Source organism: Brevundimonas fontaquae (assembly GCF_017086445.1).
Classification (GTDB): domain Bacteria; phylum Pseudomonadota; class Alphaproteobacteria; order Caulobacterales; family Caulobacteraceae; genus Brevundimonas; species Brevundimonas fontaquae.
In genome coordinates this window covers 2,675,761-2,701,484 of the sequence record NZ_CP070968.1, presented here as the reverse complement: position 1 = coordinate 2,701,484, position 25,724 = coordinate 2,675,761, and the positions used below count along the sequence as shown (strand labels likewise).

At 65.7% G+C, this 25,724-nt stretch carries 29 protein-coding genes; 13 read left to right on the top strand and 16 right to left on the bottom strand.

Going from position 1 to position 25,724, the window contains the following annotated elements; genetic code table 11:
- Positions 1-81: 81 nt before the first annotated feature.
- The gene (locus tag JX001_RS13215) at positions 82-1,368 is read right to left on the bottom strand and encodes a D-amino acid dehydrogenase (RefSeq protein ID WP_205681357.1); all 1,287 of its coding nucleotides are present in this window, start codon (positions 1,366-1,368) and stop codon (positions 82-84) included.
- Between the two features lie 135 nt (positions 1,369-1,503).
- Between JX001_RS13215 and JX001_RS13210 the strand changes: the two genes are divergently transcribed.
- The 6 genes from JX001_RS13210 (at position 1,504) to JX001_RS13185 (ending at position 5,615) form a co-directional block, all read left to right on the top strand.
- Complete coding sequence (locus JX001_RS13210; RefSeq protein ID WP_017504569.1) at positions 1,504-1,953, top strand: Lrp/AsnC family transcriptional regulator; 450 nt, start codon at positions 1,504-1,506, stop codon at positions 1,951-1,953.
- Between the two features lie 51 nt (positions 1,954-2,004).
- Positions 2,005-2,481: a hypothetical protein gene (locus tag JX001_RS13205; RefSeq protein WP_205681356.1), complete on the top strand. Its 477-nt coding sequence runs from the start codon at positions 2,005-2,007 to the stop codon at positions 2,479-2,481.
- A gap of 61 nt (positions 2,482-2,542) precedes the next feature.
- On the top strand, positions 2,543-2,887 hold the full coding sequence (locus tag JX001_RS13200; protein ID WP_205681355.1) for a RidA family protein: 345 nt from the start codon (positions 2,543-2,545) through the stop codon (positions 2,885-2,887).
- Between the two features lie 41 nt (positions 2,888-2,928).
- Positions 2,929-4,611 (top strand): lysine--tRNA ligase, encoded by a 1,683-nt coding sequence (locus tag JX001_RS13195; protein ID WP_205681354.1) that lies wholly within the window; start codon positions 2,929-2,931, stop codon positions 4,609-4,611.
- Between the two features lie 63 nt (positions 4,612-4,674).
- Positions 4,675-5,064 carry a hypothetical protein gene (locus JX001_RS13190; RefSeq protein ID WP_205681353.1) on the top strand — a complete coding sequence of 130 codons (390 nt, stop codon included), beginning with the start codon at positions 4,675-4,677 and terminating at the stop codon, positions 5,062-5,064.
- A gap of 77 nt (positions 5,065-5,141) precedes the next feature.
- Entirely contained in the window at positions 5,142-5,615 is a 474-nt protein-coding gene (locus JX001_RS13185; protein ID WP_039246408.1) for an SH3 domain-containing protein, read from the top strand.
- Between the two features lie 61 nt (positions 5,616-5,676).
- Here the strand turns inward: JX001_RS13185 and JX001_RS13180 are convergent, their stop codons facing one another.
- The 5 genes from JX001_RS13180 to JX001_RS13160 all read right to left on the bottom strand — a co-directional run bounded on the left by JX001_RS13180 (position 5,677) and on the right by JX001_RS13160 (position 8,271).
- Positions 5,677-6,312, bottom strand: coding sequence for a S24 family peptidase (locus tag JX001_RS13180; protein WP_205681352.1), 636 nt, complete (start codon positions 6,310-6,312; stop codon positions 5,677-5,679).
- A gap of 51 nt (positions 6,313-6,363) precedes the next feature.
- A complete protein-coding gene (locus JX001_RS13175; RefSeq protein WP_205681351.1) occupies positions 6,364-6,807 on the bottom strand; it encodes a hypothetical protein in 444 nt (147 codons plus the stop codon).
- Between the two features lie 89 nt (positions 6,808-6,896).
- Entirely contained in the window at positions 6,897-7,241 is a 345-nt protein-coding gene (locus JX001_RS13170) for a hypothetical protein (protein ID WP_205681350.1), read from the bottom strand.
- Between the two features lie 176 nt (positions 7,242-7,417).
- On the bottom strand, positions 7,418-7,813 hold the full coding sequence (locus tag JX001_RS13165) for a PaaI family thioesterase (protein ID WP_205681349.1): 396 nt from the start codon (positions 7,811-7,813) through the stop codon (positions 7,418-7,420).
- Positions 7,810-8,271 carry a PaaI family thioesterase gene (locus JX001_RS13160; RefSeq protein ID WP_205681348.1) on the bottom strand — a complete coding sequence of 154 codons (462 nt, stop codon included), beginning with the start codon at positions 8,269-8,271 and terminating at the stop codon, positions 7,810-7,812. Before JX001_RS13160 ends, JX001_RS13165 begins: the two co-directional genes overlap by 4 nt.
- Positions 8,272-8,356: 85 nt before the next feature.
- Here JX001_RS13160 and JX001_RS13155 point away from each other — a divergent pair, with 85 nt between their 5' ends.
- On the top strand, positions 8,357-9,388 hold the full coding sequence (locus JX001_RS13155) for a ligase-associated DNA damage response exonuclease (protein WP_205683194.1): 1,032 nt from the start codon (positions 8,357-8,359) through the stop codon (positions 9,386-9,388).
- Positions 9,389-9,391: 3 nt separating this feature from the next.
- Here JX001_RS13155 and JX001_RS13150 read toward each other — a convergent pair whose 3' ends face one another.
- A complete protein-coding gene (locus JX001_RS13150) occupies positions 9,392-11,014 on the bottom strand; it encodes a response regulator (protein ID WP_205681347.1) in 1,623 nt (540 codons plus the stop codon).
- Positions 11,015-11,204: 190 nt separating this feature from the next.
- On the opposite strand from JX001_RS13150, the gene queC reads away from it, so the two are divergent.
- Genes queC through JX001_RS13135 form a run of 3 tightly spaced genes read left to right on the top strand, consistent with a single transcriptional unit; the run spans position 11,205 to position 12,936 of the window.
- The gene (queC, locus tag JX001_RS13145; RefSeq protein ID WP_205681346.1) at positions 11,205-11,936 is read left to right on the top strand and encodes a 7-cyano-7-deazaguanine synthase QueC; all 732 of its coding nucleotides are present in this window, start codon (positions 11,205-11,207) and stop codon (positions 11,934-11,936) included.
- Positions 11,933-12,568: a 7-carboxy-7-deazaguanine synthase gene (queE, locus tag JX001_RS13140; protein WP_205681345.1), complete on the top strand. Its 636-nt coding sequence runs from the start codon at positions 11,933-11,935 to the stop codon at positions 12,566-12,568. The genes queC and queE overlap by 4 nt, the downstream gene beginning before the upstream one ends.
- The gene (locus JX001_RS13135) at positions 12,568-12,936 is read left to right on the top strand and encodes a 6-pyruvoyl trahydropterin synthase family protein (RefSeq protein ID WP_205681344.1); all 369 of its coding nucleotides are present in this window, start codon (positions 12,568-12,570) and stop codon (positions 12,934-12,936) included. Before queE ends, JX001_RS13135 begins: the two co-directional genes overlap by 1 nt.
- A 1-nt stretch (position 12,937) precedes the next feature.
- Here the strand turns inward: JX001_RS13135 and JX001_RS13130 are convergent, their stop codons facing one another.
- Entirely contained in the window at positions 12,938-13,216 is a 279-nt protein-coding gene (locus tag JX001_RS13130; protein ID WP_017504585.1) for a hypothetical protein, read from the bottom strand.
- 56 nt (positions 13,217-13,272) lie between these two features.
- The gene (locus JX001_RS13125) at positions 13,273-14,016 is read right to left on the bottom strand and encodes a thioesterase family protein (RefSeq protein ID WP_241004648.1); all 744 of its coding nucleotides are present in this window, start codon (positions 14,014-14,016) and stop codon (positions 13,273-13,275) included.
- Positions 14,017-14,301: 285 nt separating this feature from the next.
- On the opposite strand from JX001_RS13125, the gene JX001_RS13120 reads away from it, so the two are divergent.
- From JX001_RS13120 to JX001_RS13110, 3 genes are all read left to right on the top strand, one after another.
- Positions 14,302-14,790 (top strand): winged helix-turn-helix transcriptional regulator, encoded by a 489-nt coding sequence (locus JX001_RS13120; RefSeq protein ID WP_066552002.1) that lies wholly within the window; start codon positions 14,302-14,304, stop codon positions 14,788-14,790.
- Positions 14,791-14,839: 49 nt separating this feature from the next.
- On the top strand, positions 14,840-15,541 hold the full coding sequence (locus JX001_RS13115; protein ID WP_205681342.1) for a helix-turn-helix transcriptional regulator: 702 nt from the start codon (positions 14,840-14,842) through the stop codon (positions 15,539-15,541).
- Between the two features lie 61 nt (positions 15,542-15,602).
- Positions 15,603-15,953 (top strand): VOC family protein, encoded by a 351-nt coding sequence (locus tag JX001_RS13110; RefSeq protein ID WP_205681341.1) that lies wholly within the window; start codon positions 15,603-15,605, stop codon positions 15,951-15,953.
- Positions 15,954-15,959: 6 nt separating this feature from the next.
- Here JX001_RS13110 and JX001_RS13105 read toward each other — a convergent pair whose 3' ends face one another.
- The 7 genes from JX001_RS13105 to JX001_RS16330 form a co-directional block, all read right to left on the bottom strand.
- Positions 15,960-16,649, bottom strand: a complete 690-nt coding sequence (locus tag JX001_RS13105) for a response regulator (protein WP_205681340.1) — start codon at positions 16,647-16,649, stop codon at positions 15,960-15,962.
- A 164-nt stretch (positions 16,650-16,813) separates the two neighbouring features.
- Positions 16,814-19,147 (bottom strand): TonB-dependent receptor, encoded by a 2,334-nt coding sequence (locus tag JX001_RS13100; protein ID WP_205681339.1) that lies wholly within the window; start codon positions 19,145-19,147, stop codon positions 16,814-16,816.
- Positions 19,148-19,307: 160 nt separating this feature from the next.
- Complete coding sequence (gene mnmA, locus JX001_RS13095; RefSeq protein WP_205681338.1) at positions 19,308-20,519, bottom strand: tRNA 2-thiouridine(34) synthase MnmA; 1,212 nt, start codon at positions 20,517-20,519, stop codon at positions 19,308-19,310.
- A 91-nt stretch (positions 20,520-20,610) separates the two neighbouring features.
- Complete coding sequence (gene sciP, locus JX001_RS13090) at positions 20,611-20,895, bottom strand: CtrA inhibitor SciP (RefSeq protein WP_026108337.1); 285 nt, start codon at positions 20,893-20,895, stop codon at positions 20,611-20,613.
- A gap of 172 nt (positions 20,896-21,067) precedes the next feature.
- On the bottom strand, positions 21,068-22,825 hold the full coding sequence (gene flgE, locus JX001_RS13085) for a flagellar hook protein FlgE (RefSeq protein ID WP_205681337.1): 1,758 nt from the start codon (positions 22,823-22,825) through the stop codon (positions 21,068-21,070).
- A gap of 48 nt (positions 22,826-22,873) precedes the next feature.
- Positions 22,874-23,602, bottom strand: a complete 729-nt coding sequence (locus JX001_RS13080; protein ID WP_205681336.1) for a flagellar hook assembly protein FlgD — start codon at positions 23,600-23,602, stop codon at positions 22,874-22,876.
- 4 nt (positions 23,603-23,606) lie between these two features.
- Complete coding sequence (locus JX001_RS16330; RefSeq protein ID WP_241004647.1) at positions 23,607-25,550, bottom strand: flagellar hook-length control protein FliK; 1,944 nt, start codon at positions 25,548-25,550, stop codon at positions 23,607-23,609.
- Between the last annotated feature and the right edge of the window lie 174 nt (positions 25,551-25,724).

Below are 25,724 nucleotides of genomic sequence, written 5' to 3'. Positions count from 1 at the left end.
TCCGCGTGCCAAGGCCCCACCGGCGCGCGATTAGACGAATTAGACTCTTTAGACGGTAAAATTACCCGCCGACGTCTGACCTCAGCTGTAGCCCGGCGCGAACGCCCCGGCCCAGGCGCCGTAGCGGTTCAGCGACAGGTCGCGGGTTTCGATCTCGGCCGCCTTGCCGTCGACCATGTCGGCCAGAACCCGCGCCGAGCCGCACGCCATGGTCCAGCCCAGGGTGCCGTGGCCGGTGTTCAGATAGAGCCCCGGAACCTTGGTCGCACCGATCACCGGCGTGCCGTCCGGCGTCATTGGACGCAGGCCCGACCAATAGCTGGCGCTCGCCAGGTCGCCGCCGCCCGGGAACAGGCTGCCGACAGAATGGGCCAGGGTCTCGCGACGGACGGCGGGCAGGGTGTTGTTGTATCCCGAAAGCTCGGCCATGCCGCCCACGCGGATGCGGTCGCCCAGACGCGTGATCGCCACCTTGTAGCTTTCGTCCATGACGGTGGAGACGGGCGCCCGGTCTTCGTTCACGATCTTGGCCGTGATCGAATAGCCCTTCACCGGATAGACCGGCAGATCGAGACCCAGCGGCTTGGCCATCATCGGCGAATAGGAACCGAGCGCCAGGATCACCAGATCGGCCGTCATGGCGCCCTTGCTGGTCAGGGCGCCGGTCGCACGACCGTCCGTCATCGTGATCGACTGGATCTCGGTTCCGGTATGGAAGACCACGCCGCGCTCCGCCGCCAGCTTCGCCAGGGCGTTGGTGAACAGGAAGCAGTCGCCGGTCTCGTCATGCGGCAGCCGTAGGCCCCCGACGAAATCGACGTCGGAGGCGGCCAGGCCCGGCTCGGCCGCGATACAGCCCGTGCGGTCCAGAACCTCGCACGGCACGCCGGCGGCCTTCAGCACATCGACGTCCTTGTGCACGTCGGCCAGTTGTTTTTCGGTACGAAACAGCTGCAGCGTGCCCTGCTGGCGACCGTCATAGGCGATGCCGGTCTCGCGGCGCAGCAGGTCGATCTGGTCGCGGCTGTATTCGGCCAGGCGTACCATCCGGCTCTTGTTCAGCGCATAGCGGTCATGGGTGCAGTTGCGCAGCATGGCCACGGTCCAGCGCACCATGGCCATGTCCAGCCGCGGCCGCACGATCAGCGGCGCGTGGCGCATCAGCAGCCACTTCATCGCCTTGACGGGGATCGACGGCGCAGCCCAGGGCGCGGAATAGCCCGGCGAAATCTGCGCGGCGTTGGCGAAGCTGGTTTCCAGCGCCGGGCCGGCCTGCCGATCCACCACCGTGACCTCATGCCCGGCCTGGCTGAGATACCAGGCGGTGGTGACGCCGATGACGCCCGATCCAAGCACCAGAACCCGCATGTGACGTTTCCAAGCCCAATGTTGTTATTCGCCGCAAGCTAGCGCCGCATGGATCGACGATCCTGCCTGTTTGCGCAACGATCGGTCACTGATAGAAGTCTGACGCAATAATCTGCGGCTGAACGGCGGAAACTTGTGTCCCTGCTCGATCCCCTCGACCAGCGTCTCCTTCAACGGCTCCGCGCAGACGGGCGTATCAGCAATGCGGACCTGGCTTCCGCCGTCGGTCTGTCGCCTTCCGCCTGCCTGCGGCGCGTGCGGCGGTTGGAAGAGCGCGGGGTGATCCGGGGCTATGCCGCCGTCCTGGCCAACGACAGCGACGACGGCGTCGTCGCCTATGTCGAGATCACCTTGGAGAAGCAGACCGACGACCACATGCGCCGGTTCGAGGCGGCCGTCCGCAACCACCCGGAAATCCGCGACTGCTATCTGATGGCGGGCGAGGCCGACTACATCGTCCGCGCGGTCGCGCCCGACATCGCCGCCTATGAGGTGATCCACAAGGACGTCCTGTCGCGTCTGCCGGGGGTGTCGCGCATCCACTCCAGCCTGGCGATCCGCAACGTCCTGGCGGCCCGCGCCTGAAACGGGCTGAAACGGGCTGAACCTTCCGGTTCGGTCGGGTGTTGTGGCGGCATGAAAGCCCTCGACCTCCTCCCGTCCGCCCTCATCGGCGCTGTCGCCAGCGCCCGTTCCATGACCCCGATGGCGGCCCTCGCCGCAGCCGAACTGGCGCACAAGCCGTTGCCCGGCCGCGTCTTCCTGCTGAACCGGCCGCTGTTCAAGTTCGGCGCCCTGGCCATGGGTATCGGCGAACTGCTGGGCGACAAGATGAAGACTGCGCCCGATCGCACCGTCTTCCTGGGCCTATTGGCGCGGGTCATGAGCGCGGGCATCGCCGGCGCCGCCCTGGCCCCTCGCGGCAAGGAGAAGTTGGGCGCAGGCCTGGCGGTCGGCACGGCCGTGCCGCTGGCCTATCTGACCCTTTCGGGGCGCAAGAAGGCCATGGCCCGCATCGGCCAGACCAAGAGCGGCCTGATCGAGGACGCCTTGATCGTCGGCGCCGGCGCATTGGTCGTCGGCCTGACTGTCTCGCGGTTCTACCGCCGCTAGCCGCTCGACAGCCGGGCCCCGGCGGCGATAGGTGAGGGACGTTTTCGAAGGACCCTAGCCCATGATCACCCGCATCCAGCCCGGCGCCCGCATGAGCGAGGCCGTCGTCCACGGCGACACCATCTATCTGTCCGGCCAGGTCGGCGAACCCGGCGACGACGTGGCGACGCAGACCCGAACGGCGCTGGCCGAGATCGAGGCCCTGCTGGCCGAGGCCGGCAGCGACAAGTCCAAGATTCTGATGGCCCAGATCTGGCTGGCCGACATCGCCGACTTCGAGGCGATGAACAGCGTCTGGGACGCCTGGGTCGACACCGCCCACCCGCCGGCCCGTGCCACGGGCGAAAGCCGGCTCGCGTCGCCCGACTACAAGGTCGAGATCATCGTAATCGCCGCCAAAGCCTGATCGCGGTTGACCGGGCGGGATGCAGACTGCAAACCGCCGCCATGCTTCAGAACCTCGAAACCCTCGCCCGCGAGGCCAAGTCCTGGCCCTTCGAACAAGCCCGCAACCTGCTGGCCCATGTTCTGAAGAAACGGCTGGGCGAGACCGAGCGAGCCGAAGCGCGCGCCCTGATCGACGCCGGCAAGGCGGATGAAGCCCTGGCGGCCTTTCCCGCCTTGCAGCGCCCGGTGATCCTGGAGACCGGCTATGGCCCGTCGGGCCTGCCGCACATGGGCACCTTCGGCGAGGTCGCCCGCACCACCATGGTGCGCAACGCCTTTCGCGCCCTGACCGGCGACCACTGGCCCACGCGCCTGATCGCCTTCTCCGACGACATGGACGGCCTGCGCAAGGTGCCGGAAGGCGTGCCGAACCCGGAGATGTTGCGCGAGGACCTGAATCTCTCGCTGACGCGGGTGCGCGATCCCTTCGGCACCCACGACAGCTTCGGCGCGCACAACAACGCCCGCCTGCGCGCCTTCCTCGACAGCTTCGGCTTCGACTATGAGTTCATGTCCTCGACCGAGACCTACAGGTCGGGCCGGTTCGACGCGACGCTGCTGACGCTTCTGGAACGGTTCGACGCGGTCCAGGCCATCATGCTGCCGACCCTGGGCGAAGAGCGCCGCGCCACCTATTCGCCCTTCCTGCCCATCAGCCCGATCAGCGGCCATGTGCTGCAGGTTCCGACCCTAGCGCGCAATGTCGAGAAGGGCACGATCACCTTCGAAGACCCCGCAGGCAAACCGGGCAACCGCACCGAGGTTCCGGTCACGGGCGGCCATGTGAAGCTGCAGTGGAAGCCCGACTGGGCCATGCGCTGGGTCGCGCTGGACATCGACTACGAGATGTCGGGCAAGGACCTGATTGAAAGCGTGCGCGAAAGCTCCAAGGTCTGCCGCGCCCTGGGCGGCACCCCGCCCGAAGGCTTCAACTACGAGCTTTTCCTCGATATCGAGGGCAAGAAGATCTCCAAGTCCAAGGGCAACGGCCTGACGATGGACGAGTGGCTGCGCTACGGCACGCCCGAGAGCCTGTCATGGTACATGTTCCAGTCGCCCAAGTCGGCCAAGAGCCTGCACTTCAACGTCATTCCGCGCGCCATCGACGACTATCTGGCCTTCATCGAAAGCTACAAGACCCAGGAGCCGGCCAAGCGGATCGACAACGCCGTCTGGTCGATCCATGCGGGCGATCCGCCGACCCACACGTCGCCGGTGTCCTTCGCCCTGCTGCTGAACCTGGTCGGCGTGGCCAACGCCTCGACCAAGGAGCAGCTGTGGGCCTATTTCGCCAAATACCTGCCTGACGCGACGCCCGAGAACGAGCCGCTGCTGGACCGGCTGATGGACCACGCGCTGAACTACTACGAGGACTTCGTGAAGCCCTCGAAGTCGTACCGCCTGCCGGACGACAAGGAGAAGGCGGCGCTGCTGGACATGGCCGAACGGCTGAAGGCGCTGCCGGCCGACACCACCGACGGCGAACTGATCCAGAACGAGGTCTATGCTGTCGGCAAGGCGCATGCGTTCGAGCCGCTGCGGGCGTGGTTCGGCGCGCTCTACGAGGTGCTGCTGGGCGCCAGCCAGGGGCCGCGCTTCGGTTCGTTCGCCGCTATCTACGGCCTGCCGCAGACGATCGTCCTGATCGAGGCGGGCGCAAACGGAGAACTGGCGCAACCTTGATGCTTCGTCAGGGTTGTTGAGTGATGCCATTCTTGGATGGACGGAGCCAGGGGAGGGGCGACGTTGCGTTACGAGATCGACGAGACGAATAAGATCCTGCTGGTCGACATAGCCTCCGCCGGCCCCGCCGACCGAGTGCTGGAAGCGACTGTCGATCTGATCACGCGGCGGCCCGAACTTTGCAGTTGGGACTGGATCGTCGGGTGTGAACCCATGACGGACGACGCCACCGTCCAGCACCTGGATGAGCTCGCCAAAGCCTGGGGTCCGCCCCCGCCCGTCGAAGCCGTGACGGTCTTCATCTCGCACGACCGCATGCTGCATCTCTGGGCGAGGGTATTGGACTTCCAGTTCGCCCGACGCAAACACCTGATCGAACGCGACATTGATGCGGCCAAGCGGCTGGTGGCGCGCCGGCAAGCCGCACGCGCAACGAAGATGAACGGAAAATAACGGCGAAGCTCCGGGAGCCTTCAGGTTCGTCCGTGCATTCTTCCCTCATCGGCAAACGCGCTGACAGGAGAAGAGTTATGTCGAACAAGATTTTCAAGACAGGTCTGGCCACCGCTGCCGCCTTGGCCGCCATGGTGACCGCCGCCCCGATGTCCGCCCAGGCTCAGGCCAACGGCGTGACCAACTGTGACGCCCCGGGCGGTCGCCAACGTGCAGGCGCTCTGATCGGCGCCGTCGTCGGTGGCGTGGTGGGCTCGAACCTCGCTCGCAACGAGCGTACGGCCGGCACCATCGTCGGCGCGGGCGCAGGCGCCGCCGCCGGTTCCTATATCGGCTGCAACCAGCAACGCGCTCGTGCTGCGTCGGCTTCCAGCGGCGCCCAGTATCGCGCCTCGTCGAACCTGCGCATCCGCAGCGGCCCCGGCACCAACTATCGCCAGGCCGGCACGCTTTCGGCCGGTCAGCCCTTCACCGCCATCGGTTCGCAAGGTGAGTGGGTCCAGATCGCCGGCGGCGGTTGGGTGAACGCCCACTACGTCACGGCCAACTGAGTTCAGTTCGCCATCGATCTAAAGCCCCGTCCGGTTCGCCGGGCGGGGTTTTTGCTGCGCGCTACTGGCTGACCCAGAGGATGCGGGCCATCCATTCAATCTCGCGCCGCGGCACGATCCTTGGCGGATAGTCGGGATTGATAGAGGCCAGGGTGACGGCGCGGCTGGTCAGGCTGGTGAGCTCCTTTGCCACGGTTTCTCCGCTGGTCAGGCGGGCGACGACGCGATCGCCCCGTCGAACCTGCGTCGCTTCCTGATCCACGATGACGCGGTCGCCTTCGCGATAGAGGGGCGACATCGAATCGCCGGTGATCTGAAGGCTGAACAGGGTGTCCTTAGCGCGCGGCAGGTCGGTCTGATCCCAACCTTCGCCCACCGGCAGGCCGGCGTCGTCGAAGAAACCGTCCTGCCCCGCCTTGGCGAGACCCAGCAAGGGCACGCTGGTCGGCGCCTCCGGCGCGTCTTCGGCCAACACCGCAAACTCCGACAGCGACAGGCCTGTCGCCTGAAGCACCAGTGTCATGCTCTCGGTCGAGGGCCAGCGCGGACGAGGCGGATCGCCAGGCCCGAAGCGTTTTGAGGGATTGAAACTCGTCGCATCCAGACCGGCCCGTCGCGCCAACCCCGACGGCGTCAGCCCTTCACGCCGTGCCAAGGCGTCGACGGCTTTCCAAAGCTTGGCATGAGATAGGGGCATCGCGACACCGAGCTAGAGTCGGAGCAGCCTAGTAGACTGGTGTAGGAATTTCTACCTAACGCCAGCGGTGTGCTGGCTGGCGGCCTTCCGGTCTTGCCAAGCCCAGAACGTGCCCAAACCGATGCAGAAAATGATGAGGTAACCAACCAAATTCATCACTGTGTAAAGAGAAGCAATCGGCACCGTCTTGTTCGTCAAGATCATTACATGGCCCATCACAGTGACGAGCTGAAGCCCCGTCACCCACACGGGCCACGACCTGGGGGCACGCCAAGCGAGTGACGCGAAGAACAGCAGCGAAAAAATATCGACTAAAAACATGCCGATGGGCAGTCCGCGAAAATCGTTGTGTTCTTGAACGAGTAAAGACGCGAACCAAGCTACGATCAGATATCCGGCGCCAATCTTCTCTCGCGTTCCTCCTTTTAGGAACGCGAAAAGGGCCATGCTGATCATAAAAATCGCGCCAGCGATCGCATATCCCACGTTCAGCATGCAAATCGCCCCCGTGCAGTGTGCACGGGGGCGACTATGCCGCATTTCCGCTTGGGCGGGAATGTCGCTCAGTGAAGCTTACTAAGAATTCACCCGACCGAACGAAGGTGGCCGCGAGTTTCCTTCGGGTCCAACCAATCGTCCGGCTTGGCGACCGGACCGATGGCATAGGTGCCGTAGCCGAGGCGGCGGTGATCTTTTTGCAGCTCGGCGTGGCAGGCCACGATGGACTCGCGCGCGGCCGAGAGGGCGGCGATGGTTTCCATGGCCTTGGCTTGCGAAACCGTGCCGGAGACAGGCGACAGCGAAAGCGCGGCGCGAGCGCCGATGAAGGATTGAACCAGCGTGGTCGCCTGGGTGATCGCGGCGTCGATCGCGAGTTCGGTAGCATGCAGATCGCCAGCAACGCTGGTGACGACTTCAGTGCGGTCCATGAAAGCCCCTCAAAGACAGGTTTACAAGAACCGTATGGTTATCACGTCTTAACCCTGTTTGGTAGAGCAATCTTTACCATTTCGGCAATCGCGCGTTGAAGCGCCGCCGTAAGAACGGCGTTGAAACGCAGTGAAGACGGGAAGTAGAGACGAATCAGCGCTTTAGTGCGCGGTGATCAGTCCTGGTTGTCCAATAGGAAGTGAGCGGTAAGAGACGCAATCGGCTGTTGACGTTCTTCCTGCCAGGCCTCCGCATGCACATGGGCCACGCGACGACCCGCCCGGCTGATGCGAGCACGGGCGAAGACGTCAATCGGTCTGCCGGTGCGCAGATAGGCCACCGTGACATTGATCGGGCGGGGCAGTCGCGGACCAGGAAAGCTGAGCGCCACCTGGGCTATCGCCGTCATTTCCAGAAGGGCGGCCGTCGAACCGCCGTGCAGGGCGGGCAACATCGGATTGCCGATCAGCTTGTCGTCGAAGGGCATGATGACGGTGACTTCGTCGCCGCTGACCAAGGTCTGAAGGCCGAGAAAGCGAGCGTAGGGCATGCGGTTCAGTATGTCGGTCATGCCGCCGCTCCCTTTGCAAGGGGCGCCCGCTCGCGGGTCTGGTTGAGGATATAGGCGGCTTGCGCTGCGGCGACCGGGTCAGTGGGGTCGTCTTCGAAAGCCCAGGCGCGCACGAAGGCGATGCTGGGCGTCAGTCGGAAGCACAGGCCCTGCGCCAGCAGGTCCCGACGCGGCCTTGCCGCGCGCATGTAGTCGACGCGCAAATCCAGGGTGGCGATGGGCTGGAAAGCGTCCATCGCGGTCCACACGGCCAAGCCGCCGATATGATCCAGCAAGGTCGTCACCAGCCCGCCGGCGAAGACGCCGCTGTCGGGATCGCCGACCAGATCCTCGCGCCACGGCACGCGGATGCGGGGCTCGCCGTCGTGCAGGCCGTCAAAGGTGAAGCCCAAGGCGCCGGTGTGGGCGGCGCCGGCGGCCAGTTGCGGCAGGATGGTGGTCAGGAAACTCTCGTGCATCGTGCGGACTGAACCTGTTGCGCCGATTTTCGCGGCCATCCTCTATGGGGCGGCGACCCGACGGCGTCGAGAGCGTTACCGCAAGATGATCCGCCCCGAAGACCTGCTGCACCCCACGCCCGCTGGCCTCTACTGTCCGCCGGGAGATTTCTACATCGACCCGGTTCGGCCGGTGGATCGCGCCGTCATCACGCACGGCCATGCCGACCATGCGCGCGCCGGTCATGGGAGTGTGCTCGCGACGCGCCAGACCCTGGCGGTCATGGCTGAACGTTATGGCGCGGACTTCACCTTGCAGCCCCAATCGGTGGAATACGGCGAGGCGACCGCGATCAATGGGGTCGATCTCAGATTGGCCCCCGCCGGCCATGTGCTTGGCTCGGCCCAGGTCGAGGTGCGCTGGAAGGGGCTGATCATGGTCGTGTCCGGCGACTATAAGCGCCGCCGCGATCCGACCTGTGCCCCGTTCGAGCCTGTGCCCTGCCACGTCTTCATCTCAGAGGCGACGTTCGGCCTGCCGGTCTTCAGCCATCCGCCGGCGGAGGAGGAAGTCGGGCGTCTGGTGCGGTCGCTGGGACAGTTTCCCGAGCGGGCGCATCTGGTCGGCGCCTATGCGCTGGGCAAGGCGCAGCGGATCATCCGTCTGCTGCGCGAGGCCGGATGGGACCGCACCATCTATGTCCACGGGGCGCTGGAGCGGCTGAACGCCCTGTACGAAAGAGAAGGGGTCGATCTTGGCCCGCTGGCGCCAACCCGTGATCTGCCGAAGAACGCGCTGGGCGGCGAGGTCGCTATCGCACCGCCATCCGCCATCCAGGATCGATGGGCGCGTCGGTTCGCCGACCCGGTCACGGCCTTTGCTTCAGGCTGGATGGGGGTGAAGGCGCGGGCGCGGCAGCGCGGGGTGGAACTGCCGTTGGTGGTGTCGGATCATGCAGACTGGAACGAACTGACCGCGACCTTCACCGAGATCAAGCCGGAGGAAATCTGGATCACTCACGGCCGCGAGGAGGGCCTGCTGCGCTGGGCCGAGATCAACGGCCAGAAGGCGAGGGCCCTGCGACTGGTCGGCTATGACGAAGAGGACGAAGAGGCGCTGGACGTTCGTCCGGACTGAGGATCAGGCGACGGCGCGACCGGATTGGTCCTGCTGTTGGGCGTCTTCGTGAGCGGCGGAGATGGCGGCGTTCATCGCCATACGCAGGCGTTCGGGCTTGATGGGCTTTTCAACCACGGCGGCCATGCCGATCGAGAGATAGTGTTTGGCGTCTTCGGGGTCCGCATTCGCGGTCAGGGCCACGATCGGCACGCGGCCGACGGCCCCGGGCAGGGCGCGAATGGCCTGCGTCGCCTGAACGCCGTCCATCCGCGGCATCTTGATGTCCATCAGAACCAGGTCGTAGCGGCTTTCCTGAACGGCCTGAAGCGCCTCGAGGCCGTCTTCGGCCAGTTCGGAGCTGCAGCCGAACATCTCGCACAGCGCCTGGGCGACGACGCGGTTGGTGGCGTTGTCGTCGACGATCAGAATGTGCGGCGCGGATTTCAAATCGAGGCCCGACAGGTCCGACACATTGGATTGCGCCTCCACCTCGACCACCGCGCGTGGCGCCGTTAGATCGAAGGCGAAGGTCGCGCCGCGTCCCTTGTTGTTCTCGGCCCAGATTCGGCCGTCCATTCGGTCGATCACCTGACGGCAGATCGACAGGCCCAGGCCGGCGCCGTCGGGGCCGGAACCATGAACGAAGGGCTCGAATATGGAATCGACACGTTCCGGCTCGACGCCCGGGCCGTCGTCGCGAATGCGGGCTTCCATCCGAATGCGGTCGCCCTCGACCCAGGCCTTGAGGCCCGCCTCGACCACGCCGTTGCGAGCGAACTTCAGCGCATTGCCGATCAGGTTGTTGAACACCTGCTTCAGGCGCATGCCGTCGATGACGGCCGCCAGTTCGGTGTCGCCTTCATAGCCGACGAGCAGGGTCACGCCGTCCTGAGAGGCGCGCGGCTCCCACATCGACTGAATGTCGTCCATGACGGCGCGCAGGGCGGTCGGCTCGGTCTTCAGCTCCAGTTCGCCGGCCTCGGCCTTGGACAGGTCCACCGCGTCCTGAAGGATGCGCAGCAAGGTCTCGGACGAGTCCATGATGGTCTGGACGTGCGCCTGGGCCGCCGTATTCAACGGCTGACGGCGCAGCAGTTCGGCGACGGCCAGGACGCCGTTCATCGGCGTGCGCAGTTCGTGACTCATGATGGCCAGGAACTGGCTCTTGGCGCGGGCGGCGGCGATGGCCTGGGCGCGGGTGTCGCTGAGGATCGCGGCCTGTTCAGCCAGTTCCGCATTCTGCTGGCGCTGACGCGTGTTGACGGCCTGCAAAAGGGTGGCGGCGGTGCCCACGCCCCAGTAGGCGCCGTTCTTCGTGACGATGAACCCGCGCAGCAGGGCGGCCGGACCGCCCTTCAGCATGATGTCGCAAAAGGCGTCGATGCGGACGCCGCCCTCGACCACGGCCGGCTCGGCATCCATGGCGACGGTGATGGGGCGAAGATCGTAAAGGGCGTGGCCGAAGCGGGCGGCGATTTTCTGAAGGAAGGCGGTGCGTTCGACCAGGCCGACGGGACGGTCGCCATCGACCACGGGAATGACCAGCGTATCCGGCTCGCGTTCGAAACGCGCCAGAACCTCGCAGCCGAGAGTCGTCGGCGCAACCGGCTTTGGACGCTCGGAAAGGGTCTCGATGGTCGGCATACTGCCTGGAACTCCTACTCATTGTGAGTAAAAGCCGAAATCGCTTGCGGATTGGTTAAGCTGTATCTTCCAAGACGCAAATCCGCCTTTTGCTCACGCGCGGGGTCTGGTGTATGAGGCCCGCCCGACCCATCTGGGTCCCCATCCCTTTGTGCATGCGCGCGGCCGACCGGCCGACCGCAGATTCGTCATGAGCGTCATCCTGGAAAAGACCTCCCCCACCGCTAGCACGACGGCCCTGGTTCTATTCTCCGGCGGGCAGGACAGCGCGACCTGTCTGGCCTGGGCGCTGGAGCGGTTCGAGCGGGTGGAGACGGTCGGGTTCGACTATGGCCAGCGCCACCTGGTTGAGATGCAGGCGCGTCAGGCGGTGCGCGACGGAATGAAGCCGGCTCTGTCGCAATGGGCCGATCGCCTGGGCGATGACCATGTGGTGGACCTGACCGGATACGGCCGGATCGCCGAGAGCGCCCTGACCGCCGACCGCAAGATCGAAATGGACGCGCGCGGCCTGCCGACGACCTTCGTGCCCGGTCGCAATCTGATCTTCCTGGTTGCAGCCGCGGCGCTGGCGGATCGGCGCGGGCTGGACGTGCTGGTCGGCGGCATGTGCGAGACGGATTATTCGGGTTATCCGGATTGCCGACACGAGACCATGGAGGCGATGGCGCGGGCGCTGTCGCTGGGGCTGGACAAGCCGGTCGTCATCGACACGCCCCTGATGTGGTTGACCAAGGCTCAGACCTGGGAACTGGCGGACAGGATCGGCGGCGACAGGCTGATCGAGCTGATCATCGAGGACAGCCACACCTGCTATCAGGGCGACCGGACGCATCGACACGCCTGGGGCTATGGCTGCGGGTCTTGCCCGGCCTGCGAACTGCGTGCGGCCGGCTATGAAGAATGGGCGTCGGGGCGATGACCTATTCGGCCAAGGAAGTGTTCCTGACGGTTCAGGGCGAGGGCGGACAGGCGGGGCGGCCGGCGGTCTTCCTGCGGTTCGCCGGCTGCAATCTGTGGAGCGGTCGCGAGCAGGATCGGGCCAGCGCCGTCTGCACCTTCTGCGACACCGACTTTGTCGGGGTGGACGGGGACGAGGGCGGCAAGTTCGCGACGGCGGATCTGCTGGCCGATCACGTCGCGGCGATGTGGCGCGGGCGTGAAGGCGATCCGAAACTGGTCGTCTGCACCGGCGGAGAGCCCTTGCTGCAGTTGGATGCGCCGCTGATCGACGCGCTGCATGCGCGCGGTTTCGAGATCGCCATCGAGTCGAACGGGACGATCGCGGCACCGGACGGCGTCGACTGGATCTGCATCAGTCCCAAAGCCGATGCGGATGTAATGCAGACGCACGGCGCCGAGCTGAAACTGGTCTTCCCCCAGCCCAAGGCCATGCCGGATCGGTTCGAGCATCTGGATTTCGAACGGTTCTGGCTCCAGCCGATGGACGGGCCGGATCAGGTCGAAAACACCGCCGCCGCCATCGAATACTGCCTGACCCACCCGCAGTGGCGCCTGAGCGTCCAGACCCACAAATACATCGGCGTCCGCTAATGCCTGTCTTCGAAATCACCAAACAGGCGACCTTCGACGCCGCCCATCACTTCCCGAACGAGCCCGAGGGCAGCATCTATCGCCGCGTCCACGGTCATTCCTTCACGGTCGAAGCGACGGTGCGGTCCGAGGTGCTGGATGTCGAACACGGCTGGGTCGCGGATTTGGGCGCGCTTGACCGCGCGCTGAAGGCGGCGGCGGAAACCCTGGATCACGGTATGCTGAACGAGCACGAGGGACTAGAACTGCCCAGTCTGGAACACCTGTGCCTGTGGTTCGCCAAGACGCTGAAACCCGAGTGGCCAGGTCTTTGCCGAATTCAGGTGGCGCGGCCGACGATCAACGAGCGGTGCGTTCTAAGTCTCTGATCTAGCAGCGTTTGCCCTGACGCTGGCGCTGTTCGCAGCGGCGTTGTTCGCGTTCATAGTCGCGCTGTTCACGCTCGCGACGCAGTTTGGTTTCCTCGTCCGAGGTGGTGACGGCGTCAAAGCCGGCGCCGACGACCGCGCCGGTGGCTTTCGCCGTCCCGCCGACGACCGCAGCGGTCCCGCCGACGACGGCGCCGACAAGGCAGCCCTGCAGCATCAGACAACCGCCCAGCACGACGACGACTTGGGATACGGAAACGAGGCGATTTCGACGACGCATGGGCGACACTCCAGAGATTTGGAATAGTCGTCGATAATGATGAATGAGGGCTGACTTCAGGCGGGACGTTGCGGCAGCAGTTTGCGGCGTTGGCGCGAGAGGGCCAGCGGCGTTCCACCAGCGCCCCACGCGATCGCCTCGTCCACCGTCCAGCCCAGGCCGAGGTCCAGCATCCTGAACTCGAAGAAGGCCCAGCCGCCCGGCGCGGTCTGCGGCGTCGGATCTGTCAGGACGTCGATGCGCAGATCGACGGTGGTCATGGCGGCTGGCGTTTTGGACGCGGTCCAGGCGGGCGGATACAGCGCGTCCAGCAGGTAGCACAGGCCGACCTCATCCAAGGGGCGGCCGTCCGCCATCCGCATCCAGGTGCGCTCGATCACCGGTTTACCCTCATTGCCGCCCAGGATGTTGGGGCCGCCGTCGAAGCGGTATTCGACGTGCTGGGCGAAGTGCGGCGACATCGGCCCGCGTATCGTGGCCTTCGGGTCCAGCCTGTCCAGCGGCGGGGGCGGCGCGTGCAACGGCGTCAGCGGTGCCGGCGCGGCGTCCAGCCCATAGGTGCCGGTGGCGTGGTGGGTCATGCGGCCGTCCTGCTCGGCCTCGACCGCGGCATACAGAACATTGCGGCCGCCGCGCAGCAGGCGAGGGCGAAAGGCGACCTGTTCGCCGAACCTTGCCGCTGACAGATATTGGACCGACAGGGTTCGAAGGGGCGCGGTCAGCGCCAGTCCCTGTCGCATCGACTGAGCGCACAGGGCCGCCAGCAGCCCGCCGAACGGAAAGCCCTTCTCCGGCGTCATGCTCGATGGGCCATTTGAAAAATGACCCGGCACAGGCGCGGACAAACCGCCATCGTCGAGGAGCTGGAATGTAAGGGCGGCATCGAGGGAAATGGGCGGCGTCATTGCGCAATCCTGCGTCAGGCGAAGAAGCGGCGGAAGACCTGATGAAGATCTCCCGCCGAAGTCCAAAGAACAAGGCCGCGAACCGGGAGGCTTGCGCGTCCGTTGTGAAACAAAACTGACTTGGAGCGTTCGGATTTGCAACCCTTGCCAAATGCATGACGTGGCGTCACTTTCGCGCCTATGGGACGCACCGCCGACTACAGCCGCCAAAGCTGCTCCATCGCCGCCACGCTTGAGGTGATCGGCGATCCCTGGACCCTGTTAGTCATTCGCGACGCCTTCAACGGCGTCAGCCGGTTCGAACAGTGGCAAGACAATCTGGGCGTCGCGCGCAACGTCTTGGCCGCCCGGCTCAAAAGCTTGGTCCAGCATGGCGTGCTGGAGCCGCGTCTTTATTCCGAACGCCCGCCGCGCAACGAATATGTCCTGACCGCCAAGGGCAAGGATTTGTACGGCGTTCTGGTCACCCTGCATGGCTGGGGCAACAAGCACGTCTATGGCGACGCCGACAGCGGCATCGACATGATCCACAAGACCTGCGGTCACTCCCTGAGCCCGCGCATCGCCTGCGGCTGCTGCGGCGAGATCGTCAAACCCAGAGACATGGTCCTGACCCGCGCCGAGAACCGGCCGACGGTCGGCGACGTGATGCCGAAGGAAGTGGCTTAGGCCCATTCCTGCTGACGCTTTCTGGCAGCAGGGCTGCTAGGATCGCAAGGTGTCACGCTCCGAACGCCTTCTCGATCTGCTGAATGTGCTGCGGCGGCATCGTCGGCCGGTGAGCGGGCAGGTGTTGGCCGAGGAGATGGGCGTCAGTCTGCGGACGCTTTACCGCGATATCGCCAGCCTGCAGTCGCAAGGGGCGACGATCGAAGGGGAGGCGGGGGTCGGCTATGTGTTGAAGCCGGGCTTCATGCTGCCGCCGCTGATGTTCACGCCGGAAGAGATCGAGGCCCTGGTGCTGGGGTCGCGTTGGGTGGCGGATCGCGCCGATCCGCGCATGCGCGATGCGGCGCTGGCGGCGCTGGGACGGATCTCGGCGGTGCTGCCGCCCGACCTGCGCGACGAGATGGATACCTCGGCCCTGCTGGTGGTGCCGGGCGAACCCTTCCCGGCGGATCGTGTCGATCCGGCCTTGCTCAGGAAGGCGATCCGCACCGAGCGGCGCCTGAAGCTGTGTTACCGCGACGAGGCGGGGTCGGCGTCCGAGCGTGTGGTCTGGCCGTTCGCCCTGGCCTTCTTCGACCGGGTGCGATTGCTGATCGCCTGGTGCGAACTGCGCGGTGATTTCCGCAGTTTCCGCACCGACCGCATCGTCGAGGCGGAGGTGATGGAGGCGCGCTATCCGACGCGTCGACAGGCGCTGATGAAGACCTGGCGCGAGGCGCATGAAAGATCGAGGTCGGGCGACGGCTGCTGACGGAAACTGGCAGCAGAGAAGGCTAGGGTTCGGCGTATCGGAAACACAAGGGGCCGGGCTGATGAGCGAGATCGAGGACATTCTTCTGGCTGTCGCGGATCCGGAAATCAGCGCGCGCTTCTATGCCAACCTGCTGGGTTGTCGGCCGGTGATGGCGGGACCGGACCGGGCCTTGTTCAAGCTGACGTCGGGCCGGGCGCTAGGGTTGCTGCGGCGTGCCGGCGATCGGCGCGAGGTTTGCGAGGTCGACTTCCCGCTGGAGGGCGCCGAGGCGGTGGATCAGGCGCATATCGACTGGTGGGATCGTGGCGCGCGCATTCTGACGCCGCCGATGGACGCCGCGCCGGTCCGCAGCTTCGTAGCGGGCGATCCGGACGGCCATCGGCTTAGGGTCTACGCCGTAATGGCGTGAGCGCGATCAGACCTCGGCCTCGAGCCGGTATCCGACCCCGCGCACATTGGTCAGCAGACCGGCGGCGTCGGCGGCGTCCAGCTTGCGGCGCAGGTGGCTGACGTGGCTGTCGATCGTGCGCTCGAGAACCGCCTGATTGGGGAAGCAGGCCTGCATGATCTCGCTGCGGCTGAAGACGCGCAGGGGCGTGCGGGCCATGTGGGCCAGGATGCGGAACTCGGTCAGGGTCAGGTCCAGACGGCGCTTGCCCGAGGGCGTCAGGATCGCCGCCAGATAGTTTTCCAACTGCACCTCCAGCGGACCGACGCGCAGGGTCTTGGCGGTCCGGCCGCCGCCGCTGCGTCGCAGGATGGTCTGGATGGAGGCCGTGACCTCGGCCGGCTTGAACGGCTTGGCGATATAGTCGTCCGCCCCGATCCGCAGCGCCTGCAGCTTGTCTGTGGCCTCGTCCCGGTCGCCGACCATGATGACGGGCGTTTCGCCGCGCCGACGCAGTTCGCCCAGCACATCCCAGCCGTCGCGCACGGGCAGGCGGACGCTGAGCAGGGCGAGATCGGGTTTGAGCGACGCATGCAGGTCGGCAGCCTGCTGGCCGTCGGCGGCGACGACGGTGCGAAAGCCGTCCCGACGCAGGGCCGCGTCCAGGATTTCGACGCCCTCGGCGGCGTCATCGGCGATCAGGATCAGGCTGCTCATGGCGTCTCCGAAAGCCGCCATCGCGCCAGATTGTCGCGTCGTCCAGCAAAACCGGACGGCTGCTGTGAAGTTTCATATCGCCGTCGCAAAGCCTTCACGCAGACGAAGAAAAACCCCCTCCCGCCAAGGCGAAAGGGGGCCAGTCGTTCGTTCGGGAGGAACGCTTAGTAGGAGGCGCGCAGCTCGATGCCGAAGGTGCGCGGGTTGTTGAAGTTGCCGTAGTCGCCCAGGGTGTTCCGGTTCGACGGATCGCGGCGATAGACGTAGGTCTCGTCCAGCAGGTTGCGCGACCACAGGGCCACTTCCAGCAGCGGACCGCCGTCGCGGGTCGTGATGTCGGCGATGGCGACGCGGGCGTTCACGACGAAGGACGAGTCGGCCTTGATCGCGAACTGCTCGAAGCTGTGGGCCGCATCGGCGTAGTTGGCGTCGATGTGCGCCTTCAGGGTCGCGCCCATGAAGGGCGAGTTCCAGTCGGCGGCGACGCTGCCCGAGTTTTCAGGCGTGTAGGCGATGAAGACTTGCTGAACCTGGCCGTTGAACGGGTTGACCGTGTCCGGCACCTTGGCGTCCGTATAGGCGTAGGAGGCCGACAGGGTCAGGTTGTCGGTCGCCCGGAACTGACCTTCCAGCTCCACGCCGCGGATTTTCGTGGTGCCCGGAGCGTTGATCGTTTCCAGCGTGTTGCGGGTCGAGGCGCCCTGGACGGTGACCAGGCTGAAGTCGATCTGGCTGTCGGTGCGGTCCATGGCGTAGACGGCGGCGTTTAAGCGGACGCGACGGTCGAACAGGTCGCTCTTCAGGCCGATTTCGTAAGCCTTGACCTCTTCGGGATCGAACGAGCGATAGGTCAGCGAGCGCGAGGAGGCGCCGCCGGCGCGGTAGCCGGTCGAATACTTGCCGTAGACGTTGATGTTGTTGCTCACGTCATAGGCCAGGGTGACCAGCGGGTCGAAGCGATCGACCTTGGAGCTAAAGGTCAGGTTGGTGGCGGCGTTGTTGACAACCTCCAGCTTGCCGTCCTTGTCGTCCCAGGTGTAGCGGCCGCCGACCGTCAGGTGCAGGGCGTCCATGCTGGCCGGGGTCCATGTCGCCTGGCCGTAGATGGCCTTGGATTCCGAATGGGCGGTGGACTTGCGGTCCAGCGAGCGGAAGCCGCGGATCGTCGGGGTGGGGTCCAGGATGGTGTAGCCCGTGCCGTCGGCGTTCCACTGGTTCGTCGAGGGCGTGGACGCGTCGTCCGAGACGGTTTCCTTGAAGTAGAAGACGCCGCCGACGTAGTCGATGCTGTCGCCCAGCGAACCGACGGCCTGCAGTTCCTGGCTGAATTGATGCTGCCAGAAGCCGGCCAGCGAGTAGCGGCTGAACTTGCCGTTAGGGCCTGTAACCGGCGGGCGGTGGGCGCCGGCGATGTTGTCATACTGTTCGACGTCCAGGTCGCGGTAGGCCGTGATCGAGCGGATTTCCAGCGAGTCGGTCGGACGATACGAAAGGTGCAGGTCCATCCCGCGCGTGTCGTCGACGCTGAACTGCTGAGGCACGCCGATGTCGGCCTGAGTCATGCGCTTGGAGCCTTCGACCTGAACCAGGGGCGACAGGGCCCGAATGCTGCCCGAGGGAACCGTAGCCGAGGTGAACGGCACGACGGTCAGGCCGTTCGGGTTGAAGTTCAGCAGTTGGCTGTAGAACGGGGTGTTCTTGTCCTTGCTGATGTCAGCCGCGAAGTTGGCGGTGAAGTTTTCAGCCGGCGTCCAGCGCGTCTGGAAGCGAAGGCCGCGGCGGTCATACTCGCCAAAGCCCGTCTGGCCCGGCAGGATGTTCTCGGTCACCGGACCCTGGACGGAAATGATCCCGTCGACCTTGAAGGCGAAGTCGCCCAGGGCGGGGAAGTCGACGTGCAGTTCGGAGTTGTAGGACTCCAGATTGCCGACGCCGGCGATGGCGCGCATGCCGAACACGCCCGTGGGCTTCTTGGTCACCAGCGACAGGGCGCCGCCTTCGGTGTTGCGGCCGAACAGGGTGCCTTGCGGACCCTTCAGGACTTCGACGCGCTCGATGTCGAGCAGGGCGGCGGCCAGGCCGTGTTGGCGGGCCAGATAGACGCCGTCGACGTAGACGCCCACGCCTTGCTCGCGCGCCGGCTGGTTGGCGTCGTTTGGCACGATGCCGCGGATGCCGATGGTCAGGGCGGACTGACGGGCCTCAAAGGTGGCGATGCGCAGGCTCGGGACGCTGCCGTCGGCCAGATCCATTAGGCTCTGTACGTGGCGATCGGCCAGGGCTTCGGCGTTGACGACCGAGATCGAGATCGGCGTGTCTTGCAGGTTGGTTTCCCGCTTGGTGGCGGTCACGACGATGTCGTCAAGACCGGCCGGCTCGGCGCTGGCGGCCGTAGGCGCGGTCTGGACCGGCGCGGTCTGGGCGAAGGCGGAAACGGGCGCGGCGAGAAGGGCGGTCCCCAGCAGCAGCTGAAGGCGCAGTTTGGTCTGACGATGCATATTTATCCCCTGCTTAGTCGGGGCGGGGATTACGCCGTCATTGCGATGCGCAGTTTACAGCCGTGCAACAGCCCGGTGCATCTTTGGTGTCTGAGGTTGAGAGAAACCTGCAACCAAGGTCCACCGCGCCTCCATATCGCCTCCACACTTGGGTCGGGGGCTAGACGACGACCGCCGTCGTGTCGCGAATGAAGCCGCCGCCCAGGACGCGTTCGGCGTCCGTCGAGTCGTACAGGGCGCAGGCCTGGCCCGGCGCGACACCCTCTTCGCCCTCGTCGAAGACGACGCGGATATCGCCGTCGATCAGGGCGAGGCGGGCTGGCGAGGGCTGGCGGGTCGAGCGGACACGGGCCAGGACCGGGATGGTGGCCTCGGCCGCCTCGACGATGGTCGCCTCGTCGCCCAGCCAGTTGGTTTCTTCCAGCGTCAGACTGGCCGTCAGCAGAGCTTCGCGCGGGCCGACGATGACGCGACGGGTCTCGGGCTCCAGCCTGGTCACGAACAGCGGTTCGCCCACGGCGACGTTCAGGCCGCGGCGCTGGCCGATCGTGTAGTCCGTGATACCCGCGTGCCGTCCCAGCACCCGACCGTCCATATGCACGATATCGCCGGCCTCACGCCCTTGCGGACGCAGACGGTCGATCAGGGTGCGATAGTCGCCGGAAGGCACGAAGCAGATGTCCTGACTGTCCGGCTTGGCGGCGATCTTCAGACCCAGTTCGGCGGCGACGCCGCGCACTTGGGGCTTTTCCAGATCGGCCAAGGGAAAGCGCAGGTAGTCCAACTGGTCCTGGGTGGTGGCGAACAGGAAGTAGGACTGGTCGCGCGAATGGTCGATGGCCTTGCGCATCTGCGAGCGGTTTCCGGCGACGGCGCGGCGTACGTAGTGGCCCGTCGCCATCGCCTCTGCGCCCAGGTCGCGGGCCACGTCCAGCAGGTCGCGGAACTTGACGGTCTGATTGCAGCGGATGCAGGGAACCGGCGTCTGGCCCTTCAGATAGCTGTCGGCGAACTGGTCGATCACCGCATCCTTGAACCGGCTTTCATAGTCCAGAACATAGTGCGGAATGCCGATCATGTCGGCGGCCAGACGCGCGTCGTGAATGTCCTGGCCCGCGCAGCAGGCACCCTTTTTCTTCAAAGCCGCGCCGTGGTCATAGAGCTGCAGGGTCACGCCGACGACGTCGTAGCCGGCCTTGCGCAGCAGGGCCGCGACAACGGTGGAGTCCACCCCGCCCGACATGGCGGCCACAACGCGCGCGCCGACCGGCAGGCCGACCGCCGCCCGCGCGCTCTCGACCGCCGCATCCATGTCGGTGCGGGCGATGTCGGGAACGGGGCAGAAATCTTCGACCAAGGTCATCGCGGCCATTTAGTGAGGAACCGGTGCGATTTCGAGGCCCGCAAAAGAAAAGGGCCGCACCCGTCGCCGGATGCGGCCCTTAACGTCTTCGGGGAAACCCTCAGGAGCGGTAGCTCTGGATCCGCGTCGTGCGCAGGCCCTGCATGCCCCATTTGTCGATGGCCTTTTGCCAGGCCAGGAACTCTTCGGCCGTCAGGCGATATTTCGCCAGGGCGTCGTCGAGGCTGAGCAGGCCGCCGCGAACGGCGGCGACGACCTCGGCCTTGCGCCGGATCACCCACCGGTCCGTGTTGGACGGCGGCAGGTCGTTAAGGGTCAGGGGCGTGCCAGTCGGTCCGACCACGTATTGTTCGCCTTTGCTATTAAGGCGTCGCTCTTGCAACATGGGCTTATGCCTCTTTCACCAACACCGTAGTGTCATGAAGGTAGGCGTCCCCGACTAAGGTCCGTTTAAGGGTCGTGGTGAAGGAACGGATAACTTCCGCCCCTTCCCGAACGACTCTGTAAACCTTGCTTGCGCGACGATTCATCGAGACTAACGCTTACTTACTCGCCGATCAGCGTTTGATGTTGATCAGCTCGGCCAGCATTTCATCGGCCGTGGTGATGATCTTGGACGAGGCGGAATAAGCGCGCTGGGTGGTGATCAGGCCCGTGAATTCGGCCGACAGATCGACGGTCGAGGACTCCAGCTGCTTGGCCGCGATCTCGCCCGCGCCGCCTGTTCCCGCCGCCTTTAGGTTAAAGGTGCCGGACTGAAGGCTGACGGCGTAGGCGTTGCCGGACACTTCACGCAGGCTGTCGGGGCTGGGGAAGGTGGCGACCGCCACCTGGGCGATGCGGCGCATGACGCCGTTGTCGAAGATGGCGGTGACGTACCCGCCTTCGTCGATCTTGATCTCGCTCAGATTGCCGAAAGCGGTGCCGTTGGTGACCGTCGACTGGACGACCGAGGCCGTGTTCAGCTGGCTGAGGCCGCCGGCCGAGGTGTTGAGGTCCAGCGTGACGGCTTGGGCGGCGATGCCCAGACCGTCGGCCCAGGCGACTTGGCCGGCCGGCATCGTCAGATTGTTCGGATCGGACTTGCCGAAGTCCAGCGTCGCCATGGTCGGGTCGTCGAACAGACCCGTGCCGGCGGGCCAGGCTTTCATCGTGTCGACGTCCAGGCGACCTGACGGCGTGAAGGCGATCTTGCCGGTCTTGATCTGGCCATTGGCGTAGGGTGCGCCTGCGATTACGTCGCTGGCCGGCACGGACACGATTTCCGCGTACCAGATGTTCGGTTCGTCGCTCTTCAGGAAGCGGAGTTCCAGATTGCGCTGGCCGCCCTTGGAGTCCGAAACCGGGATGTTCATCTTGAAGTCGGGCTTCACGCCGACGGGGTTGTCGTCGTCTGCGTTGTACATGGCCATCGAGTTGACCGAGGGGTCATACTTCGTCTTGGCGACGTTCTCGTTGCCCAGACCGATATCCGCCAAGTTGACGGTGTAAGGCGGGCCGCTGGCGGGGGTGAACTGGATCTGGGTCGGCGGCGTGCCGATCGCGGTCGCCGAGCCGGCGTTCGCGCCGTTGATGGTCAGTCCGGTGATGGCGCCGGTGGTCGGGTCGAAGGTCGCCGAGGCGTCGACCTTCTGCGAACCGGACTTGATCACCAGATCATGGCTATTGCCGCCGGTGCGGGTGTAGCGGACAGACACGTCGTGGGTCGCGGCCGGCGTCGCCGTATCGGACACGCCCTTGTAGGATTGGGCGCTGGCGGCGGAAGACGCCTCCTGGCTTGAACGCAGATTGGCATTGATCTGCACACGGGTCGTGGGTTCTGCGGTGCCGCCGACCGAGCCGATGTTGATCGAGCGCAGACGCGTCAGGTCGGACGGATCGGTCGAGATCTCGCCGTTGGAGTCCACCGGCCAGCCTTGCAGATACAGGCCGGCGCTGTTTTTCAGATAGCCCTGCTTGTCGACGGTGAAGGCGCCGGCGCGGGTGAACAGGCGGGTGTCGGTGGCGCCGACATTCTCGGCCTGGGTCGTCGTGACGAAGAAGCCCTGTCCGCTGACGGCGAGGTCGGTGCTGGACGTCGTCCGCTGAAGCTGGCCTTCCTGACTGATGAAGGCGCGGCTGTTGGTCGTGACGCCGCCGGCCGAATAGCTTCCGCCCACGGCCGACTGGCTGTTGACCAGGGTCTGGAACTCGCTGGCGGTGCGCTTGTAGCCAATGGTGTTGACGTTGGCGATGTTCTGCGAGATCGCCGCCAGGGCGGCGGAGTTGGCGGCCAGGCCGGAAACGCCGGCTTGCATTGCGCTGTTGAGGCTCATGGGTGAACGCTCCTTAAATGAAGGTCATCGGGAAGGCGGCGGATCGCATCATGCGGCCGCCTCCTCGGTCGGGACGTTCGGATTCTCCGTATCGTCGGTATCGTTCGCCGCCTGGGACCTGATCTCGTTCAGCGAAATCACGGTCGAAAGCGGAAGGATGGAATCGCCGATCACCAGGTACGGCGCGCCGCTGTACATCTCGACGCCGGTGACCCGACCCTGGATCAGGGCCTGGGCATCCACCTTGGCGCCCGTGGCGTCGGTGGCGGCGACCTTCAGCGTATAGACCCCGCCGTCCTCGGCTGTGCCGCCATCTTTCAGCTTGCCGTCCCAGTTGAAGGTGTGCAGGCCGGATTTCTTGTCGGGCGCGGCGCCTTCCCAGACGACGACGCCCTTGCTGTCGACGACCTGCAAGGTGGCCTTGTCCGCGTCGGCGCCCAGCTCATAGGCCCAGGTGGCCTTGCCGTCGCTGAACTCGGTCGCGGTCCAGGCGGCGGTGACGCTCTTGCCGATATAGTTGGCGGCGTTGTCCAGACCGCCGCCGGCCTGGGCGGCCAGCAGGCTGGTCAGAAGGTCGTTCGTTAGCAGTTGCTGCTCCACGCCGGCCATCTGGGTCAGCTGCGCGGTGAACTGGTTTGAATCCAGCGGCGACAGCGGATCCTGGTTCTTCATCTGCGTGGTCAGCAGGGTCAGGAAGGTCTCGAAGTTCGAGGCCAAGGCCTTGGTGCCGCCGGTGATGCGGCCCGCTGCGGCGGAGGTTGTGACGGCGTCGACCATGGGGTCAGACCTTCAGATCGACGCGGTCAGGCGTCAGGGAATGGTTGATCCAGGCGCCAGGCGCCGGGACGATGGGCATGTCGGCCTGGGCCGCGAGGCGAGAGCCGCCGGCGAACAGGGCGTTGCGCTGCTGCTGGCGCTCGAAGGCGCCGCCGCCCGCAGATGGATCGCGTTGCGAGAAGTCGAGTGCGTCGCCTGCGACCTGGAAGCCGGCCTCCTGAAGCTGGCGACGCAGTTCGTCGGCGCGACCCTTCAGATCGGCGGCGGCGGCGGGATTGTCGAAAGTCAGGCGAGCGGACAGCTGACCGTCCTTGCCGATTTCCAGGCTGACATCGACGCGGCCCAAATCTTCGGGCGTCAGCACCATGTCGAACCGGGTCGAACGGCTGTCCAGCTTGCGGGCGATCTGCGCGGCGAGCTGGGCGGTGGTTTCGAGGGTGGCGCGCGACAGGGTGGACAGGCCCGGAGCATGGGCGGGCGTGGCGGGCTGTTGCGCGGACTGTTGGGCGACTTGGGTGTCGGCAGGCACCGCACTGGCGATCGGCGTGTCGGGCGTCGCCGGAGCGGACATGCCCACGGCGGCGGGCTTCGCTTCGGCCGCCTTTGTGGGCGGGGGCGTGGGTTGGGCGTCGCCTTCGACCTTGGCCGAAGGGGTTGCGGCGTCGGCCGGTTTGGGCTCGATCGAAGGCGCGAAGGTGTTGCGGGTTTCGTTCGCCGCTTCAGGGCCGGCGCCGCGCAGAGGCGGAGGAGCTTGAGTGGAGGGTTGCTTCGGCGCCTCGGCCTGACCGCCCGCCTTCGGCTGGTCGGGCGCCGCAGACTTTTCGGTCGGTTCGACCAATTCCGCTTCCTTCACCGCGACGGCGACGGCGGCCGGAGCGATGATTGACGGCTTGGGCGCCGTCGCCGCGACGGAAACCTGGACTTGGGTCGCTGGAATCTGAGCGGCCGTCAGCGCCTGAGCGATGGGTGATGGGGCGACCGGCTTGGTTGCATCAACAGGTGCCGACTGGCCAGCGGTCTTTGCCGCGTCGGACGCAGCGGTTGCTAGAGCAGCGGCTTCCGCTGGAGCGGCGGCGGGCTCGGTTGTCGGACGAGATGCAGCCCTGAGCTCGGCCGCATGCTTCATGTCCACGGTAGGCATTGTGGGCTCGACGGGCGCGCTCTTGTCGTTGTCAGCTGCGATCTTGGCTGTCTGCTTCGTCTCGACTGGAGCTGGGATCGATGTGGCTTGGGCGGGAAGGTCGCCCGGTTCGGCGGCAACTACTTTAATGGTGGTGCCAGCCGATGCGTTCTCGGCCTTGGCTTCATCTTTCGGGCGCTGTGAAGCCGCCCTTACTGCACCATCAACGTCAGAGGCCTCTGCCATAAAGGGCGTCGGCGTCGGCGCTGGTGTCTGCTCCGCTGACGCGCCAGCTTGAGGAGTAGTCAAGCTTCTCAGGATCTTCGTTTCGATATTGCCTGCGTCCGACCCATCGGCCTCGGTAACCGGCGCTTCGACGGGCGTCGATTGTGCGGACGAGGCGGTTGCGGGCGTAACCGGCGTCATCTGTTCAGGGACGACAGACGGTGATGCGGCTGCGACGCCTGCGGCGTTGTCGTTGGCGGTCTTGTCGGTTTCGATCTCTTGCGCGTCGGAAGCGGCGGGCGGGGTTTCGAGGTCGCCGCGCTGGACTGGGATCGTACCGCTCATCTCAGCCGTCAGGCCCGGCGCAACCGTGTCCGTTTCGGCCCTTGCAGCTTGGCCCATGATGACGCCCAGAGACCGAGCGCCCATCAGACGGCCGGGCGTCATCCGTTCGACCGGCGCGCCGTGGACGCTCGCATTCAGCGCGTCGGCGACCTTGCTGGAGAACAGGCCCGCATCGGCTGACTCTGCGCCCAGGGCGGCAGCCGACGTTCCGGTCGAAACCGGAGCAGCAGGCGCGAGCAGGGCGGAAGCGGTGGACATGGAAGCGCGGCGGCTTTCGTAAGGAGCAACGACGGCGCCTGCTGCGCCCAAGAGTTCGCCGCCCTCGACGCAAGGTCCGGGCCAAGAAAATAAGCTAGAAAAAACAACGCAAAGCACTGGGTCGGGGTCTGTGGGTCGAGGCGCGGCGGTCGTTATTGCCGCGCTCTCGCCACT